Consider the following 18,420-nt stretch of genomic DNA (forward strand, 5'->3'; position numbering starts at 1 on the left):
GATCGCGCCCGTCCGGGCCTGCTGGAACGCATGATCGGCGGCGCCATCACCCATCGCTGGCTGATGATGGCGATGACCGCGGTGCTGGTGCTGGTGGGCATCTGGAGCTTTGGCCGGCTGCCCATCGATGCCACGCCGGACATCACCAACGTGCAGGTGCAGATCAACACCGCAGCGCCCGGCTATTCGCCGCTGGAGAGCGAACAACGCATCACCTACGCGGTGGAAACCGCGATGGCCGGCCTGCCGGCGCTGGAGCAGGTGCGTTCGCTGTCGCGCTATGGGCTGTCCCAGGTAACGGTGGTGTTCGACGACGGCACCGACCTGTACTTCGCCCGCCAGCAGGTGGCCGAACGCCTGCAGCAGGTCCGCTCGCAGCTGCCCGCCGGACTGGATCCGCAGCTCGGGCCGATCGCCACCGGGCTCGGCGAAATCTTCATGTACACCGTCGACGCCGCGCCCGGCGCGCGCAAGCCCGATGGCACCGCGTACACCGCCACCGACCTGCGCACCCTGCAGGACTGGGTGATCCGGCCGCAGCTGCGCACCGTGCCCGGGGTCACCGAGGTCAACACCATCGGCGGCTTCCAGCGCCAGGTCCACATCACTCCGGACCCGGCACGTCTGCGCGCACTCGGCTTCACCCTGGAAGCGGTGGCCGCTGCGGTGGAAGCCAACAACCAGAACGTGGGCGCCGGCTACATCGAGCGCAACGGACAGCAGTTCCTGGTGCGGATACCCGGCCAGGTGGCCAACCTGGAAGAGATCGGCAATATCGTGCTGGACCGCCGCGAAGGCGTGCCGATCCATGTGCATGACGTGGCCGAGGTCGCCGAAGGCGCGGAGCTGCGCAGTGGCGCGGCCACCCAGGACGGCCATGAAGTGGTGATGGGCACGGTGGTGATGCTGGTCGGAGCGAACAGCCGCGAGGTGGCCCAGGCCGCCGCCGCGAAACTGGCGCAGGCACAGCGCAGCCTGCCCGAAGGGATCACCGCCACCGCCAGTTACGACCGCACCGCGCTGGTGGACCGCACCATCACCACCGTCGCCAGGAACCTGCTGGAGGGCGCGCTGCTGGTGGTGGTGGTGTTGTTCCTGCTGCTCGGCAACGTGCGCGCGGCGCTGATCACCGCAGCGGTGATCCCGTTGGCGATGCTGTTCACCCTGACTGGCATGGCCCGCGGCGGGGTATCGGCCAACCTGATGAGCCTGGGTGCGCTGGACTTCGGCCTGATCGTCGATGGCGTGGTGATCATCATCGAAAACTGCCTGCGCCGCTTCGGTGAGCGCCAGCATGCGCTGGGACGCGACATGAGCGCCGCCGAGCGCTTTGCCGAAACGGCCAGCGCGACCGCCGAAGTGATCCGCCCGAGCCTGTTCGGCCTCGGCATCATCACCGCGGTTTACCTGCCGATCTTCGCGTTGACCGGCGTGGAAGGAAAGATGTTCCACCCGATGGCGATCACCGTGGTGCTGGCGCTGAGTGGCGCGATGCTGCTGTGCCTGACCTTCGTGCCGGCCGCCATCGCGCTGTTCCTCGGTGGGCGCGTGCAGGAAAAGGAAAACCGGGTGATGGCGTGGCTGCGCCGGCGCTACCAGCCGCTGCTGGGCATCGTGCTGCAGCGTGGGCGCTGGGCGGTGGCCGCCGCGCTGGTGCTGGTGGTGGGCTGCGGCGTGCTGGCCAGCCGCCTCGGCAGCGAGTTCGTTCCGAGCCTGGACGAGGGTGACGTGGCAATGCATGCCATGCGCATCCCCGGCACCAGCCTGGGCCAGTCGGTACGGATGCAGGTGCAGATCGAGACGCGCCTGCTGCAGGTGCCCGAAGTGGCCAAGGTGTTCTCCAAGATCGGCACGCCGGAAGTGGCGTCGGACCCGATGCCGCCGTCGGTGGCCGACACCTTCGTGATGATGAAGGACCGCCGCGACTGGCCCGATCCGCGCAAGCGCCGCGACGTGCTGCTGGGTGAACTGGAATCGGCGGTGGAACAGCTGCCCGGCAACAACTACGAGTTCACCCAGCCGATCCAGATGCGCATGAACGAGCTGATTTCCGGCGTGCGCGCGGACGTGGCCGTGGTGGTCTACGGCGATGACCTGGACATGCTGGCGCAGGTGGGCCGGCGCGTGCAGCAGGTGGTTTCCGGCGTGCCCGGCGCCGCCGACGTGCGGCTGGAGGAAACCAGTGGACTGCCGCTGCTGACCGTGCGCCCGGACCGCCAGGCATTGGCCGGCTACGGGCTCAATCCGGGCCAGGTGCAATCCACCGTGGCCACGGCGGTGGGCGGCACCGTGGCGGGGCAGTTGTTCGAAGGCGATCGCCGTTTCGACATCGTGGTGCGCCTGCCCGAAGCCCTGCGCCAGGATCCGGCGGCGCTGGCGGACCTGCCGGTGTCACTGGAGCCTGCGCTGGCCAACGGCAACGCCGACGAGCTGAGCCGCGGCGGTAGCGCCGCCAGTGGCGGACCGCGCACGGTACCGCTGCGTGAACTGGCGCGGATTGAAACCAGCGAAGGGCCGAACCAGGTCAACCGCGAAAACGGCAAGCGACGCATCGTGGTCACCGCCAACGTGCGTGACCGTGATCTTGGCGGTTTCGTCGCCGAACTGCAGTCCACCGTGGGTACGCAGGTGGTGGTTCCCAATGGGTACTGGATCGACTATGGCGGCAGCTTCGAACAGCTGATTTCGGCCAGCCAGCGCCTGGCGGTGGTGGTGCCGGTCACCCTGGTGCTGATCTTCGCGCTGCTGTTCTGGGCCTTTGGTTCCGGTCGCGATGCGCTGGTGGTGTTCAGCGGGGTGCCGCTGGCGTTGACCGGCGGCGTGCTGGCGCTGGCACTGCGCGGCATGCCGCTGTCGATCTCCGCCGGGGTCGGCTTCATCGCCTTGTCCGGCGTCGCCGTGCTCAACGGGCTGGTGATGATCAGCTTTATCCGCCAGTTGCGCGGGCAGGGACTTGCGCTGCCCGACGCGGTGCGCGAAGGAGCGCTGGGCCGCCTGCGACCGGTGCTGATGACGGCCTTGGTCGCATCGCTGGGCTTCGTACCGATGGCCTTCAACGTCGGTGCAGGTTCGGAAGTGCAGCGGCCGCTGGCGACGGTGGTGATCGGCGGCATCGTGTCTTCCACGCTGCTGACCCTGCTGCTGCTGCCGGTGCTGTACCGCTGGCTGCACCGCCGCGAACACTGAAGGAAGGCCAGGTGGGTGACGCCCCGCTCCGGTGGATGACGACCTCCTCTGGTGGGTGACGACCGTTGGTCGTAACTGCTTCTGACACCGGACAGCGTGACGACCAACGGTCGTCACCCACCGGAGAGGGTCAACCACCACCCGGTAGTGACGGCCGCTGGCCGTCAACGCAACTACGCCGGCAGCTTCGCGATCACCTTGATCTCGAACTGGAATCCGTACAGCCAGGTCACGCCGATCCCGGTCAGGGTGGGATGCGGCGCTTCACCCCAGTACTCCGGCACGATCGCCCAGGCCTTTTCGAAATTCTTCTCCGGGTCGACGATGAACACCGTCACGTCGACCACGTCGTCGAAGCTGCAGCCGGCCGCCGCCAGCACCGCGTTGAGGTTGTCGAAAGCGCGGCGGACCTGGGCTTCCAGCTCGGGCTCGGGCGAGCCGTCTTCGCGGCTGCCGACCTGCCCGGACACGAACAGGAAGCCGTTGGCACGCACCGCCGGCGAATAGCGATTACGTTCGTACAGGGCCTGGCGGCCAGCGGGAAACACGACATCACGGGTCATGGGATTGCTCCGTCAGGGCCGCGGCAGGCTGCCGCAGCGCGGGGTTACATGCTGGACCGCCTGCTCTGCTGGATAAACCGACAGAAGCCGCCTAGATTGTTCGGCAAATCCGACAGATCAGGCCCTGCATGGACCGTTTCGACGCAATGCGCGCCTTCGTCCGGGTAGTGGAAACCGGCAGCTTCACCAAGGCGGCGCAGACCCTGCAGCTGGGGCGCACGCGGGTGACCGAGCTGGTCCAGCAGCTGGAGGCCCACCTGCGCGTGCGCCTGCTCAACCGCACGACCCGGCAGGTCAACCTGACCGCAGAAGGCGAGCTCTACTACCCCCGGGCGGTGTACCTGCTGGCCGAACTGGAAGCGGCCGAAGCCAGTCTCTCCACCGCCACCGACGCCCCGCGCGGGCGCCTGCGTATCGACGTGCCCAGCCCGTTCGCCCGCCTGCTGCTGGTGCCGGCGCTGCCGGACTTCCACGCGCGCTATCCGGACATCGAACTGCAGATCGGGGTCAGCGACCGCGAGGTCGACGTGATCGGTGACAACGTCGACTGCGTCATCCGCGGCGGTGAGCCGATCGAGCAGTCGCTGGTGGCGCGGCATATCGGTGATCTCCGCTTCGGCATCCATGCCAGCGCCGGTTACCTGGAACGCCATGGCGTGCCGGCCCATCCCCGCGAACTGGAAGGGCCGGACCACCTGACCGTCGGCTTCCTGCGACCCCGAACCGGACGCACGCGCCGCTTCGTGATGCAGCGCGGCGAGGAACAGATCGACGTACGCGGGCGCCACGTCATCGCCATCGACGACGGCGATGCCTATCTCGCCGCCGGCCTGGCCGGCCTGGGCATCATCTGCGTGCCGGAGTACATGGCGGCCGCGCCGGCCGCGCGCGGCGAACTGGTGCAGCTGTTCGACGACTGGCGGATCGAATCCATGCCGATGCACGTGATGTTCCCGCCCACCCGGCATGTGAGCCAGCGCCTGCGGGTGTTCATCGACTGGGTGACCGCGCTGATGCAGGCATGAACCGACCGCGCTGCCTCTGGTGGGTGCATGCCGGTGCCGCCTAGGCTGCAGGCACGGCGCGCATGCCAGTCATGCGCGCCGCGCAGATCGCCCGGCCGGGCGTCCACAGGGCTGCCAGCGTGCACGTAGAAGCCATCCGCATCCAGAACCTGCGCGCTTTCAGCGACGCCAGCATCGATTTCCGCCGCGACGGCGACGCCGTGGGCGCTCCGCTTGCCAACGTGCATGTGCTGCTCGGCGGCAACGGCGCGGGCAAATCCAGCGTGCTGCGGGCCATCGCGCTCGGCGTGCTGGCACCGGTATTCGAACGCGATCCCACGCTGGAGCGCACCGGCTGGGTACGCAGGCCGCCAGGCACCGGTGCCGGCAGCGCCTGCGTGGCCGACGATACCGCGCGCATCGACATCGACCTGTGCTTGCATGGCCAGGACCTGCTGGCGTGCGCCGGACGGCCGCTGCAGGCACTGCCGATCCAGGCCCGGATCGAGCGTGTCGGCGACATGGAGCTGCTTGACTGGCTGCGCCCGGAGCAGGCCGAGCTGGGCCGCGAGCTGCGGCTGATCCAGCAGGTGCGTGAGCCCAGTGCGTTCTTCCTGGTGGCCTACGGCGCCTCGCGCTGGGTCGACCACGCGCAGGTGGCCGCGGATGCGGCACCGGTGCCGGTGGGACGTCAGCGACGCCAGCGCGTGGCCAGCCTGTTCGACAACCGCGGACTGCTGCCGCTTGCCGCCTGGCTGCCTGCGTATGCGGCGCAGAATCCCGGCCGCCATCGACAGGTGGTCACCCTGATGAACCGGCTGCTGCCGGACGGCTGCCGGATGGCGACCACGGCGTCCCAGGACCCGCCGCTGTTCGAGATCGACGGCGCGCAGCTTCCCTTCTCCGGCCTGTCCGATGGTTATCAGGCCTATGTCGGCTGGATTGGCGACCTGCTCCACCAGTTGTGCCTGGGCGCACCGTCGGGCCGTCGGCTGGCCGACAACCAGGGTGTGGTGCTGGTCGATGAGATCGACCTGCACCTGCACCCCGCATGGCAGCGCTCGCTGCTGTCCACCCTGTCCCAGGCGCTGCCGAAGCTGCAGTTCATCGTGACCACCCACAGCCCGCTGGTGGTCGGTGCGCTGCAGCCGCACAACCTGATCGTGCTTGATCGCACGGACACGCTGGGCACGCGTTGCCGTCGGTTGCCTGAGCGGGTGCATGGTCGCAGTGCCGACGAGATGCTGCTTAGTCCGTATTTCGGGCTGGCCACCACCCGGCCGGCGGCGGTGGGCGGCAGGCTGGAGCGCCTGCGGCTGGCCAGCCAGCACGGCGATGCCGCCGCGGCGGTGGCCTATCTGCAGCTGCTCGCCTCGGGGGAGGGCCTGGCGTGATCCGCATCCGCGTGGGCGAAGCGCAACTGCGTGCACTGGTCACCGCGCACGACCGCCGCTGGCTGGACAAGGCGCGGCTGCGTACCGCCGAGTACCGGCGACAGGGCCGTTACGTCGAAGGCAGCGAATTCTGGGGCGACATCAAGCAGGTCTACATCGAGCTCCAGCATGAGAAATGCGCCTACTGCGAAAGCCGCCTGGCCGGCCACGCGCTGGCCAGCAAGGTGCACGAGGTGGAGCACTTTCGGCCCAAATCGAGGGTCAGCGCGTGGCCACCCGCCACCGGCAAGGGCGCGGTGGGCTTCCTGCCGCCATGTGCGGTGGGCCGGGCCAGCACGCGCGGTTACTACCTGCTGGCCTACCATCCACTGAACTATGTGATTGCCTGCACGCGCTGCAATTCGACGTTGAAGGCCGACTTCTTCCCGGTACGCGGCAAACGCAGCACGCGCGCATCCACGCCACGCTCGGCGCGCGCTGAAGACCCGCTGCTGGTGTATCCCCTCGGTACCCTGGACACCGATCCCGCGCGCATCCTGCGCTTCGATGGCGTACTGGCCGTGCCACGTCGCACGCGCGGTGGCGACCATGAGCGCGCGCGGGTGACCATCGAATTCTTCCAGCTCAACCACCAGGACCTGACCAGCCGGAGGGCACGGCTGCTGGGGGCGTTATGGCTGTCGTTGCGCGCCGTGCAGCTGCCGGGCTTGCCGGATGACCTGCGCCAGCTGCAGCAGCAGTCGATCGCCTACGCACAGTCCGACCGCGCCGAGTTCGCCGCCTGTGCACGCGACTTCGTCGCGCTTCATGGTGCTGACAGGGAACGCGCGGACGCGCTTGGCAGCTTGGCGCTGCAGTTGGCCGCGGGCTGACCGAGCAGCCGCGCCACGGCCGCCACACCGGTCGCCACGCCGTCTTCGGCCGCCATCTGCCGGCCGAGTGCCGCCGCGCGCCCGCGCACGTCCGGGCGTTCGGCAAAGGCGAGTGCCGCGGACAATCGCCGGGGGGCCAGCCGCCGGGGCGAGAGCGCCGCCGGCGACACGCCGAGTCGATGCAGGCGGTCGGCCCAGAAGAACTGATCGGCCGCGAACGGCATCACCATCGACGGTACACCGGCACGGCAGGCCGAATGCGTGGTGCCGCTGCCGCCATGGTGGATCACCAGCGAGGTCAGCGGGAACAGGGCTTCATGCGGCACCGGCCCCACCACGTGCACGTCGTGCGGCAGGGCCAGCGCCGGCGTGCCCGACCAGCCCGGTGACAGCAGCACGCGGCGCCCTTCAAGCATGCGCAGCAGGGCCGTCAGCACGGCGTCGCGGTCGAACCCGGTCATGCTGCCGAAGCCCACGTAGACCGGCGGCGCGCCGGCATCCAGGAACGCCTGCAGGGCGGGCGGGGGCGACCATCCGGCGCTGTCGGGCAGGCGCCACTGGCCGCATACCAGATGGTCGGCCGGCCAGTCCGCGGGCGCGGCCACCAGGCTGGGCGACACGCCGTACAGCATCGGCGCATCGATCCACGGGGTGGTCGCCGGGGGCAGGCCCAGCACCGCGTGCCGGGCCTGGTTGACCGGTGCGCGGAACTGCTGCCAGATCAGCCGGGTGACCAGCCGGTGGCTGATCCGGTTCAGCGCGGCCGGTGTCCAGCCCGGCGGCAGGAAGGGGGAGGGGAAGGCGCGGGTCGGGGTGATCGGGATCATGCCGGTGCCGATCACCGGGATGCGGTGGCGTTCGGCCACGCTCAGGCCGACGAAGGCGGCCAGCCCCCCGGCCAGCACCGCGTCACAGCCTGCAGCGGCCCGGTCGGCCTGGCCCATCCAGTCGGCCACATGCCGCCGCGCCATCCGGGCCAGTCCGCTGCTGGCGGCCCGTGGGCTGTTGCCGTGCGACAGCAGCGCCACCACTTCTTCGTGGATGTCGCCCTGCAGGGCGGCATGCGGCACCTCCAGTGCCTGCGCGCTGCCCAGCGTGCCGGCGTCGGCGAGCAGCATCACCTCGTGGCCGGCGTCGATCAGCCCGCGGCAGAGCAGGGTAAGGGGGCGGGTGTCGCCTTCGGTGCCGTAGGTGAGTGCGAGTATTTTCATCCCGCCTGTGTAGCAGGCCGCGGGCGAGGGTACCGTGGAGCGGCCCTGGCTTGCAGGTTCGGCCTGACCCGGGCATACTTCGCGGCTCGCTGTGTCCGGTCAACCCCGGGTGGCGGTACCGGCAACACGTCCTCCGGTATGCCCAGGTCAGCGTAACCCTTTGATTCTCTTGACGTGTGATGGGAAACCATCGAGGCCGCCGTCGCCCGGGCTACGGGCTGACAACATGTGCGGATCCTTCCGCAGAAGCTCGGCCTTCCCTGGCCGGACTTTCAATACAAACTTATCGAGGTGCGCAATGTCCCGCGTATGCCAAGTTTCCGGCAAGCGAGTGCAGACGGGTAACAACGTCTCGCACGCCAACAACAAGACCCGTCGTCGTTTCCTGCCCAACCTGCACGAGCGCCGCTTCTGGGTCGCCAGCGAAAACCGCTGGGTCAAGCTTCGTGTTTCCGCGCATGCACTGCGCACCATCGACAAGAACGGCATCGACTCCGTTCTGGCTGAGCTGCGTTCGCGCGGCGAAAAGGTCTGAGGAGTAAACGATCATGGCAGGCAAGCGCGACAAGATCCGTCTGATTTCGACGGCCGGTACCGGCCACTTCTACACGACGGACAAGAACAAGAAGAACACCCCCGGGAAGATGGAATTCCTGAAGTACGATCCGGTCGTGCGCAAGCATGTACCGTACAAGGAAGGCAAGATCAAGTAATCCGCCAGGATGCTTGAGCTTCCCGAGTGAAGAAACCCGCCGCGAGGCGGGTTTTTTTATGGCCGTGACCCACCCCGTGCCAGAATGGCGCTCCCTTTGCGCAGGTGGGGCGATGCTCTTGGAATGGACGCTGGGCTCATGGCTGCTGCTGCTGGACTGGCTGATCCGGCTGGCCGCGCTGTTGTGGATTCCTGCCCGCACCACCCCCGGCGCCGCACGCAGCTGGCTGCTGCTGGTCGGCTTCGTGCCCCTGCTGGGCCTGCCGCTGTACCTGCTGTTCGGCCACCCTTGGCTGTCCGGCGAGCGCCTGCGCCGCCAGGCCGAGGCCTCGCAGGTGATCCGCGAAGAACAGGCGCTGCAGTCCGCCCTGCGCTGGCAACCGGACGCCGATACCACCGTCGCCGAAATGGTGCCGCTGGTGGAACGGCAGGGCGATTTCATGCCCGTGCACGGCAACGCGCTGGACCTGCTGACCGGCTATGACGATTCGCTGGCCCACCTGATCGCCGATATCGACCAGGCCGAAGAGCGCGTCCACCTGCTGTATTACCTGATGTTCGACGATGCGGTGGGCGATGCCATCGTGGAGGCGCTGCAGCGTGCCGCCGCGCGTGGCGTGCAGTGCCGCCTGCTGCTGGATGCGGTGGGCGCCAAGCGCGGCCTGCGTGCCTACCGCAAGCGCCTGCTGGCGCGCGACGTGGAGGTGCGTGCGATGCTGCCGGGCGGCCTGCGCTGGCGGCGCAGCGGGCGCATGGACCTGCGCAACCACCGCAAGATCGCGGTGATCGACAACAAGGTCGGCTACATCGGCTCGCAGAACCTGGCCGATGCCACGTTCGTGCGCGGCCGTCCCAACCGCGAACTGGTCGCGCGCCTGCGCGGTCCGGCCGTCGCCCACCTGGAGGCGGTGTTCGCCAGCGACTGGTACATGGAAACCGGCCAGCGGCTGGACGTGATGGCCGACGTGCCGGTGTGCAGCGAAGACGTGGCCACCCAGCTGCTGCCCAGCGGCCCGGCCTACCCCTTCAGCAACGCGCGCGATGCAGTGAATGCGATGATCCACCTGGCACGCCGCCGCATCGTGCTGGTCACCCCGTACTTCGTGCCTGACGAGGCCACGCTGAGTGCGCTGCGCATCGCCGCGTTGTCCGGGGTGGACGTGCAGCTGATCGTATCGGCCACCAGCAATGCACGGCTGACCGCATGGGCGCAGGAGGCGTACTACGATGAGCTGCTGCGCAGCGGCGTGCGCATCGCGCTGTACGAGCCGCATTTCCTGCACGCCAAGCACCTCAGCGTGGACGAGGACATCGCGCTGCTGGGATCGATCAACCTGGACATCCGTTCCTTCGCGCTGAATGCCGAAATCGGCCTGCTCTGCTATGACCGCACGATCGTGCGCCAGCTGCTGGATATCGAAGAAGACTACCTGCGCCAATCGCGACCGCTGGAGCTTTCACAGTGGCGCAAGCGGGCCACCTGGCGACGCAGCCGAGAAGGCATCGCGCGGCTGGCCGATGCGCTGATGTAAAGGCGCTGGCCGATCCATCGCCTACAATCACCGCATGAACGATACAGCGACTCCGCACCGCATCGACCTGGCCATCATCGGCGGTGGCGCCGCCGGTGCGCTGACCGCCCTGCACCTGCTGCGCCACGCCAAGGCCCCGCTGCAGGTCCAGTTGTTCGAGCCGGCCTCGACCCTGGCCGAGGGCATCGCCTATGCCACGCCGGCACCGCAGCACCTGCTTAACGTGCCGGCCGGCCGGATGAGCGCGCTGCCGGACCAGCCCACGGATTTCACCGATTACCTGCGCCAGGTCGACGCCTTCCCGCAGGATGATGATGCGTCGCTGGCAGGCCGCTTCGTGCCGCGTCGGCATTACGCGGCGTATCTGCGCCAGCGCCTGGCCGAGGCGGGCGAGGGCAGCCCGGTGCAGCTGCAGGTGGTTCCGCAGGCGGTGCTGTCGCTGCGCCGGCACGCGGGCGCAGCACGGCTGGAACTGACCGATGGCACCGTTGTCGATGCCGGCCACGTCGTGCTGGCCTGCGGCAACAGCGTGCGCCCGATCCCGCTGGCCGGCGCCGACGCCCTGCCACACCACTGCATCGCCGAAGCCTGGGATTACGACGGCGTCCGCCTGCTTGCGGGCGAGCAGGCCATCGGCATCATCGGCTCCGGGTTGAGCATGGTGGACAGCGTGGTGGCGTTGTTCGCGGCAGGCCAGAGCGGCGTGCTGCACGTGTTTTCCAGGCACGCGCTGATGCCGTTGCCGCATGCCCACGGGGCGCCGGCGACCTATGACCCGCAGCCCTTGCTGGCGATGCCGCTGCGCGCCCGGCTGCGCACGCTGCGCCGGCATGCCCGCGAGGCCGCAGCGCAGGGCATTCCGTGGCAGAGCGTGATGGAGCGCATCCGTCCGCTGGGCAAGGCGCTGTGGCAGACCCTCGATGACGCCGACCAGCGCCGCTTCCTGCGCCATGGGGTGCGGCACTGGGACGTGCACCGGCACCGGATTGCCGAAGAAGTCCACGTACAGCTGCGCGATGCACTGGCCGACGGCCGCCTGCAGCTGCACCGCGTGCGCCTGCAGGGCGTGTTGGAAACCGCGTCGGGCCTGCGCCTGTCCGCCTTGTCCCACGGCGCAGCGGTGCAGTGGGATCTGGGCGCACTGGTCAACGCCACCGGCGTGGAGACGCGTGCCGAGGGTCTGCGCAATCCATTGCTGAGGCAGCTGCTGGCCGAAGGCATCGCACCGCCCCGGGCCGCATGGCCTGGGCCTGGACAGCCAGGCCGCAGGCGACCGGCTGATCGATGCCGACGGCAACGCAGATGACGCCATCGGCGTGCTGGGCAGCCTGCGCATCGGCACGTTGTGGGAAAGCCTGGCCGTGCCTGAACTGCGTCAGCAGGCGGAAGATGCGGCACGCCACGCGGTGCGGGAGCTCGAAGCAGCGATGCCGTAAAATGGGGGCATGGATGTCTCCCACCTGCTTGATGGCCTGAACCCGGCCCAGCGCGATGCCGTGTCCGCCCCCCCTGGCCACCACCTGGTGCTGGCTGGTGCGGGCTCCGGCAAGACCCGCGTACTGACCCACCGCATCGCCTGGCTGCACGAAGTGTTCGGCGTGCCGACCCATGGCATTTTCGCGGTGACCTTCACCAACAAGGCTGCCGGCGAGATGCGCCATCGCATCGACGCGCAGCTGCCCAATGGCAGCCGCGGCGCCTGGATCGGCACCTTCCATGGGCTGGCCAACCGCCTGCTGCGCCTGCACTGGGCCGAAGCCAAGCTGCCTGACTCGTTCCAGGTGATGGACTCCGATGACCAGCTGCGGCTGGTCAAGCGCGTGGTGCAGGCACTGGAGCTGGACGACGGCAAGTACCCGCCCAAGCAGATCGCCTGGTGGATCAACGAACAGAAGGACGAGGGCCGCCGCCCGCAGCATATCCAGCCTGAACCGAACGACGCCTGGCTGGACACCATGCGCCAGGCCTACACCGAATACCAGGCGCGCTGCGACCGCGCCGGGCTGGTCGACTTCGCCGAGCTGCTGCTGCGCGCGCATGAGCTGCTGCGCGACAACCCGGCCTTGCTGGCGCACTACCGCGCGCGCTTCCGCGAGATCCTGGTCGACGAATTCCAGGACACCAACTCCATCCAGTACGCCTTCGTGCGGGTGTTGGCCGGCGACAGCGGGCATGTGTTCGTGGTCGGCGACGATGACCAGGCCATCTATGGCTGGCGCGGTGCGAAGGTGGAGAACGTGCAGGGCTTCCTGCGCGATTTCCCCGGCGCGCAGACCATCCGGCTGGAACAGAACTACCGCTCCACCGCCAACATCCTGGGCGCGGCCAACGCGGTCATTTCGCACAATCCGGACCGCATCGGCAAGGAACTGTGGACCGACAGCGGCGACGGCGATCCGATCGACCTGTACGCGGCCTACAACGAAATGGACGAGGCACGTTACATCGTCGAGCGCGCCCGCCAGTGGGTGCGCGATGGCGGCAGCCACGGCGAAGTGGCGGTGCTCTACCGCAGCAACGCGCAGTCGCGCGCGCTGGAAGAAGTGCTGCTGAGCGAGCAGGTCCCGTATCGCGTGTATGGCGGCATGCGCTTCTTCGAGCGCGCCGAAATCAAGGACGCACTGGCCTACCTGCGGCTGCTGTCCAACCGCAACGACGACGCGGCCTTCGAACGCGCGGTCAACACCCCGACCCGTGGCATCGGCGACCGCACCCTGGACGAGGTGCGCCGCGAGGCGCGCGCGCAGGGCATTTCGCTGTGGGAAGCCACCATGCTGGTCACCCAGGGCAATGCGTTGGCGGCGCGCGCGCGCAATGCGCTGGCGGGCTTCCTGGTGCTGGTCAATGAGCTGCAGGGGCAGACCCTGCACATGACCCTCGCCGAACGCATCGACCACGTGCTGGCACGTTCGCTGCTGCGCGAACACTGGAGCAAGGAAAGCCGCAACGCGCTGGACTCCGAATCGCGCACCGACAACCTCGACGAACTGGTGTCGGTGGCCTCGCGCTTCGTGCGCCGGGCCGACGATGTCGAAGAAGTGGAGGACATGGACGAGCTGGTCGCCTTCCTCGCCTATGCCGCGCTGGAAGCGGGCGAAGGCCAGGCCCAGGCCAACGAAGACGGCGTGCAGTTGATGACCCTGCATTCGGCCAAGGGCCTGGAGTTTCCGCTGGTGTTCCTGGCCGGCATGGAAGACGGCCTGTTCCCGAGCGCGCGTTCGCTGGAAGAAAGCGGGCGGTTGGAGGAAGAGCGCCGGCTGGCCTACGTCGGCATCACCCGCGCGCGGCAGAAGCTGGTGCTGTGCTACGCCGAATCACGGCGCATCCATGGCCAGGACAACTACGGCGTGCCGTCGCGCTTCCTGCGCGAGATCCCGCGCGAGCTGCTGCATGAAGTACGGCCGAAAGTGCAGGTCTCGCGGCCGGCATCGTTGGGGGCCAGCCGTGGCGGGCATGCCGCGCTCGAAGCGCCGCCGCTGAAGCTCGGCACGATGGTCACCCATCCCAAGTTCGGCGAAGGCATGGTCACCGACTACGAAGGCAGCGGCGCGCATGCGCGCGTGCAGGTGGAGTTCGCCGATGCCGGCAGCAAATGGCTGGTGATGGCCTACGCCAACCTGACCGCGCTGTAGGGTCGGCAGGCTGCGCCCTGGCGAGGAGCCATCCCGACCAGCGCCGTATTTATGAAAGCCAACGCCTATCGCTGGAGGCAGTATTTCCTTCTTGTTCAATGAAGGAAAGTGCATGCCCGCTGTTGGCCCCTCGTCGCAGACAACGCCCGCGGGGATTCGCGGGCGGCATCACTCCGATCCGCTGCAGGACCGCGCTGCGGGGTCGGCCATCGGCAGCCTGCTGGTCAGCAACACCGCGCCTTCGCGGATGCGCCCTCCGTCTGCACCCTCAAGCCCGCGGCGGGTATCGGCAGAAAACTGCCCGCCTGTTGCCGGGTCACCTGATGCGATGCGGCAGACGACCACGCTGCGCGCGCTGCACCACACGATGGATGGAGTGCGGCGGGCACTGCAGAGCGGAGATGCGGCCGCTGGCGGACGCGCTGCCACGGCGTTGCTTGGCAGCGGTGTCCAGCGCCGGCTGGTGCTTGACCTGCAGTTGGCCTCAGCCACGCCTGAGCTGAGGCAGGCCGGGGTCGAGGCAAACCTGCACTGGCTGGAGGCGGTGACTGGTCTGGTGCGGCAGCAGACACTGGCGGCCGCCGAAGTGATCGACTACCTCCTCGTGCCGGGATCGGACGGACGCAATGCCCCGTCCACCACTCGATATCTGCGCGATCCGGCGCTTGGCCAGGCCTTCGTCACCCTGCTCGACACCCTGCATGACAATGACAGCAGCAACGCCGCACTCACCGCCATGCGCGAACGGGCGCGGAGCAACCTGATCGCAGCGGGATCGGCGCCCCCGCCCCCGCGAACGTTGGAAAGCGTGGTCCAGCAAGCCTGCGAGGCGACGCATCCGGTGCGCTTGGCCAGGCTGGAATCATCGCTGCTGCGACGAAGCGTAGACGCCAACATGCCGGACCTGATCACCGCTGCCGAAGCCGAAGCCGTGCACCGCATGGTTGAGATGGAGTTCCAGCGCGGTGGGCCCGATGGCCTGCTCGACAACCCCTTCTACCAGGCGACGCCAGCACGGGCACGAACGCTGGAAGCGCAGAGGCACGATGCCCGCGCCACCTATGCACGGGAGATCGGCGGCCTGCGAGGACGTCAGGGCGACGAACTGGTGGCCAACATCCAGCACGAATATGAAGCGGCCGTGCTCGCGCAGGATCCTGCGTTGTCCAACCTGCAGCGCACCGCCCTGCTGCGTCAGCTTTCCGGCGAGGCGGTGCAGGGCATCGACCAGATCGTCCGCATGTTCAATCCCGATGCAGCAGCCGAAGAGGAATGCGCGGCACCCGTGCGCCGATGGATCGGCGCCGGCAGCCGTCCCGCAGCGCTGGTCACCCTCGACGGCGCAGACTGGAGGGTGAAGGAAACCGGCGACAGCGGGCTGAGCGCTATGGAGGTCAGCCTCTCCCGTGTGTTCCAGCTCACCGGGCTGGCTGCGCCGGACACCCGCGTGGTGGCAGCCGACGCTTCGCTGCCGGGCGGCAGCCAGCGCTTTGCTTCGCGCCTTGAACCCACCTTCAAGGACCTGGGCCGCTATCTTGATACGCCGGCCGCCGAAGCACTGGCCGCCGCAGGCGATGAAGCCGCGAGGATGGGCTATGCCCAGCTGCGCGGCGACCATGCAGCGGCGGTTTCCGACTGCGATGCGATTCTGCAGTGCGCTGGGGTCGATCATTTCTGGCAGCTGCAGGATGCGGGACTGCAGGCCGCGCACGCAGCCGCCGACCGGCGGCGATTCAATGCGCTGGAGGCGATGAATCGCCTGCTGCCAACCGCACAACGCAGCGACCAGGTCCGGCATTTCATCGCCTCGCGATGGCTCGGCAACTGGGACCACCTCAACTTCCGGATGGAGAATTTCGGCTACGCCGAGCGCGACGGACAACCGTTGGCGATGACCGTCGATTTCGGCTCGTGCGGGCCACTTGGATTCGCCACGCTGGACGCGCGCAGGCTGATGCTGCCCAAACAGGCCAGTGCGGACATCGCCCTGCTGCAACGCCCCGCTTCGCTGTTTCCCATCCCGGATGCGTTTGTTGAAAATGCCGCGGAATTCGACGCGATGGGCGCAGATCCGGGGCGGCTGCACGACACGCTGGGCTGGCCGTACGGGTTCCAGTCGGATAGCGTTGCCGACCTGATGCGCACGCCTGCCGTCCCCGATCCGGCCATTGCCGATGCGATGGCGGAAATGGGGTACCGTCTGGCCCTGGTTCCTGCAGCGACCGTGCATGCGGTGATCGGCGCCGGGTGGCAGGTTCCGGCCGACGCGCCGGAGGGTCGCTGGCCGGACGCCGCAACGATGGCCGGCGTCCTGGTACAGCGCCGGCAGGCATTGCTCGCCCAGTACGCACCGGCACAGATCCGTGACTGGATCAGTGCCGACCCCGAGCGCGCCGCCCAGGTGCGGCAGCAGATGCTGGATGGTATCGGTGCTGCACTGGACGGTGCTGGCGACTCCACGGTCCAGCAGGAACATGCCGCTGCACTGCAGGCCAGGCATCAGATGCTGCTGGACGGCGATTTCGCCGCCATCGTGGGCGATCCCAATGCACGCGAGCCCAATGCCGTCACGGCACGGATCAGGGCACTGCAACGGCTGCATGACTGCAATCGCAGACTGGCCGCCGCGCTGGACACCCATGCCGAGGCGGATATCCGCGCGATCGCTGGAGAGCTGCTGTCCCCATCGGTGTTCGGAGAGCTGCTGACCGACCTGGAACTGGGTGCGGGCGCGGATGAGCGCAGACGCACCAGCTTCGAAGCGAACCGCGATTGGCTGTTGCTGGTGAAACGCCTGGTGGACGACGGTTACCTGGCTGCCGCACAGGTCACGCACTGTCTGTTGCAAACGTTCGAAGGGGCCACCTATCCGCCCAACATCGGCGCGCACGCACATCGAGACCCCGCGCTCGGGATGGCGTTCATCGAGCTGATGGAGACCCTGATGGCCAGGTCGGTGGACATTACCCCGGCCCTGCTGCGCGAGGGCCTGTTGACGGCAAAGGTAAAGGGTTTCCCGAACTATTACGCCGCGTTGGCGGCATCCGGTGCATCGATCGCCTGGGACCAGCGCCTGCAACAGGCCGAGCTGCTGCCAAGTGACGCAGAGTACATCCGCCTTAGGTCGCTGCGCAGCTGGGCAGTGAAGAAGGTGTCCTACGAGCTGCGGCGCGGTGACGAGCCGCTCCACGTCGATGGACACGCACAACGGCTGGCGGCGCTGCCGCTGCGCGACCTAATCCAGCACGTGGATGCTGCGTATGGTACCCGCCGCGTGATCGAACTGGAGCTGTCTGAGATACGTGCGAGCCTGCGCATGAAGTTGACCAGCCAGGTCGAGGAAGAGGCGCTGACGGAACTTGTCCAGCGCAGCGTGGAAGGCGCCTGGAAAGAAGCCATCGTCAAACATCGGCTTCCGCGTGACACGCCGGTGCCGCCCAGAATGCTCGAAGAGCTCGAACGCAGCGCGCTGGGCACCTATCGTGACCAGATGAAGAAATCACGCATGCCGGAAGCCGAGGCGCTTATCCGGGCCGGTGAGCAGCACTACACGGACGCGGTGCTGGCGCAGCCGGACATGGCGCTGGCGGAAAGGCGCCAGTTGCTCAAGCAACGCGCCGAGGAGATCACCTCTGCCATCAGCAGCATGGTCCGCGCTGCCGGCGACAGTGACGAACCGGCGGTTGATGCAACGGCCATCGGGCAGCGTGCACAGCAGCAGGGCGCCAGCACGGCCGCCGAGCTGGCCGCGCATGCGACGGCCCAGGCGCAGCAGGATGCGCAGGCACAGGCGCGGGCCAGGGCCGAACAGCAGGCACGCAGCAAGGCCGGTGAATCGGCCCAGCGCGCATCCTCCCGCGCTGCTGCCAAAGCCAGCCACGCCGCGGCTCTCGCCGCCTCCTCCCAGGCCCGTGCGCAGGCCCAGGCCGCCGCGCGTAGCGAGTCAAAGCGCCGTGCAGAGGAAAAAGCAGCCAAGGACGCATCGGCACGTGCCGTGCGCGATGCGATCGTCCACAGCACCCAGTTCAACAATGAGGTGCAGACGCGCCTGGCCATGCTGCGCGCGCCAACCCCACCCGGTGCGGCGCCCTCGTCCTCCCGGCAGACGCAGCGGCAGATAGAGCAGCGTGCCGCCGCGCTCAGGAATGACCGCCTGAATGCACCGCTGCAGGCGCGCCTGGATGCGCTCAGGGCGGACGCTCCAGGCGCAGCGGCAGCCGCTCGCTCCAGTCCCGGTCGTCAACGCACCCGGCAGTACGTGGATCCGAGCAGCGGCGCGTCCGGCAGCACGACCCGATGATCCGCCGGTGCTCC

11 protein-coding genes and 1 pseudogene are annotated in these 18,420 nt (G+C 68.3%); 10 read left to right on the forward strand and 2 right to left on the reverse strand.

Annotated elements, in window-relative coordinates; genetic code table 11:
• Window positions 1–18: 18 nt before the first annotated feature.
• The gene (locus QE373_RS00550) at window positions 19–3,186 is read left to right on the forward strand and encodes a CusA/CzcA family heavy metal efflux RND transporter (protein ID WP_309689480.1); all 3,168 of its coding nucleotides are present in this window, start codon (window positions 19–21) and stop codon (window positions 3,184–3,186) included.
• A 173-nt stretch (window positions 3,187–3,359) separates the two neighbouring features.
• Here the strand turns inward: QE373_RS00550 and QE373_RS00555 are convergent, their stop codons facing one another.
• Complete coding sequence (locus QE373_RS00555; RefSeq protein ID WP_057507107.1) at window positions 3,360–3,749, reverse strand: RidA family protein; 390 nt, start codon at window positions 3,747–3,749, stop codon at window positions 3,360–3,362.
• A gap of 128 nt (window positions 3,750–3,877) precedes the next feature.
• Here QE373_RS00555 and QE373_RS00560 point away from each other — a divergent pair, with 128 nt between their 5' ends.
• From QE373_RS00560 to QE373_RS00570, 3 genes are all read left to right on the forward strand, one after another.
• Window positions 3,878–4,774, forward strand: coding sequence for a LysR family transcriptional regulator (locus QE373_RS00560; protein WP_309682333.1), 897 nt, complete (start codon window positions 3,878–3,880; stop codon window positions 4,772–4,774).
• Window positions 4,775–4,836: 62 nt separating this feature from the next.
• Window positions 4,837–6,147, forward strand: a complete 1,311-nt coding sequence (locus QE373_RS00565) for an AAA family ATPase (RefSeq protein WP_309682336.1) — start codon at window positions 4,837–4,839, stop codon at window positions 6,145–6,147.
• Window positions 6,144–7,019 carry a hypothetical protein gene (locus tag QE373_RS00570; RefSeq protein ID WP_309682339.1) on the forward strand — a complete coding sequence of 292 codons (876 nt, stop codon included), beginning with the start codon at window positions 6,144–6,146 and terminating at the stop codon, window positions 7,017–7,019. Before QE373_RS00565 ends, QE373_RS00570 begins: the two co-directional genes overlap by 4 nt.
• Here the strand turns inward: QE373_RS00570 and QE373_RS00575 are convergent.
• On the reverse strand, window positions 6,953–8,230 hold the full coding sequence (locus QE373_RS00575) for a glycosyltransferase (protein WP_309682342.1): 1,278 nt from the start codon (window positions 8,228–8,230) through the stop codon (window positions 6,953–6,955). The genes QE373_RS00570 and QE373_RS00575 overlap by 67 nt on opposite strands.
• Before the next feature lie 298 nt (window positions 8,231–8,528).
• Between QE373_RS00575 and rpmB the strand changes: the two genes are divergently transcribed.
• The 6 genes and pseudogenes from rpmB (at window position 8,529) to QE373_RS00605 (ending at window position 18,406) form a co-directional block, all read left to right on the forward strand.
• Window positions 8,529–8,765, forward strand: coding sequence for a 50S ribosomal protein L28 (rpmB, locus tag QE373_RS00580; RefSeq protein ID WP_019185625.1), 237 nt, complete (start codon window positions 8,529–8,531; stop codon window positions 8,763–8,765).
• A gap of 13 nt (window positions 8,766–8,778) precedes the next feature.
• Window positions 8,779–8,943, forward strand: coding sequence for a 50S ribosomal protein L33 (gene rpmG / locus QE373_RS00585; RefSeq protein ID WP_042613882.1), 165 nt, complete (start codon window positions 8,779–8,781; stop codon window positions 8,941–8,943).
• Window positions 8,944–9,055: 112 nt separating this feature from the next.
• Complete coding sequence (gene cls / locus QE373_RS00590) at window positions 9,056–10,474, forward strand: cardiolipin synthase (protein WP_309682356.1); 1,419 nt, start codon at window positions 9,056–9,058, stop codon at window positions 10,472–10,474.
• Window positions 10,475–10,508: 34 nt separating this feature from the next.
• Window positions 10,509–11,910, forward strand: a pseudogene (locus QE373_RS00595) (FAD/NAD(P)-binding protein).
• 9 nt (window positions 11,911–11,919) lie between these two features.
• Window positions 11,920–14,106 carry a DNA helicase II gene (gene uvrD / locus QE373_RS00600; RefSeq protein WP_057507114.1) on the forward strand — a complete coding sequence of 729 codons (2,187 nt, stop codon included), beginning with the start codon at window positions 11,920–11,922 and terminating at the stop codon, window positions 14,104–14,106.
• A gap of 328 nt (window positions 14,107–14,434) precedes the next feature.
• Window positions 14,435–18,406: a hypothetical protein gene (locus QE373_RS00605; protein WP_309682359.1), complete on the forward strand. Its 3,972-nt coding sequence runs from the start codon at window positions 14,435–14,437 to the stop codon at window positions 18,404–18,406.
• Window positions 18,407–18,420 lie beyond the last annotated feature (14 nt).

The organism is Stenotrophomonas sp. SORGH_AS_0321 (assembly GCF_031453215.1).
Taxonomy (GTDB): domain Bacteria; phylum Pseudomonadota; class Gammaproteobacteria; order Xanthomonadales; family Xanthomonadaceae; genus Stenotrophomonas; species Stenotrophomonas chelatiphaga.

What these genes read in the sequence shown, in the direction of transcription:
- QE373_RS00555 (WP_057507107.1), bottom strand. Translation starts at nt 3,749, where the DNA reads ATGACCCGTGATGTCGTGTTTCCCGCTGGCCGCCAGGCCCTGTACGAA.
- QE373_RS00560 (WP_309682333.1), top strand. Translation starts at nt 3,878, where the DNA reads ATGGACCGTTTCGACGCAATGCGCGCCTTCGTCCGGGTAGTGGAAACC.
- QE373_RS00565 (WP_309682336.1), top strand. Translation starts at nt 4,837, where the DNA reads ATGCCAGTCATGCGCGCCGCGCAGATCGCCCGGCCGGGCGTCCACAGG.
- QE373_RS00575 (WP_309682342.1), bottom strand. Translation starts at nt 8,230, where the DNA reads ATGAAAATACTCGCACTCACCTACGGCACCGAAGGCGACACCCGCCCC.
- rpmB (WP_019185625.1), top strand. Translation starts at nt 8,529, where the DNA reads ATGTCCCGCGTATGCCAAGTTTCCGGCAAGCGAGTGCAGACGGGTAAC.
- rpmG (WP_042613882.1), top strand. Translation starts at nt 8,779, where the DNA reads ATGGCAGGCAAGCGCGACAAGATCCGTCTGATTTCGACGGCCGGTACC.
- cls (WP_309682356.1), top strand. Translation starts at nt 9,056, where the DNA reads ATGCTCTTGGAATGGACGCTGGGCTCATGGCTGCTGCTGCTGGACTGG.
- uvrD (WP_057507114.1), top strand. Translation starts at nt 11,920, where the DNA reads ATGGATGTCTCCCACCTGCTTGATGGCCTGAACCCGGCCCAGCGCGAT.
- QE373_RS00605 (WP_309682359.1), top strand. Translation starts at nt 14,435, where the DNA reads ATGCGGCAGACGACCACGCTGCGCGCGCTGCACCACACGATGGATGGA.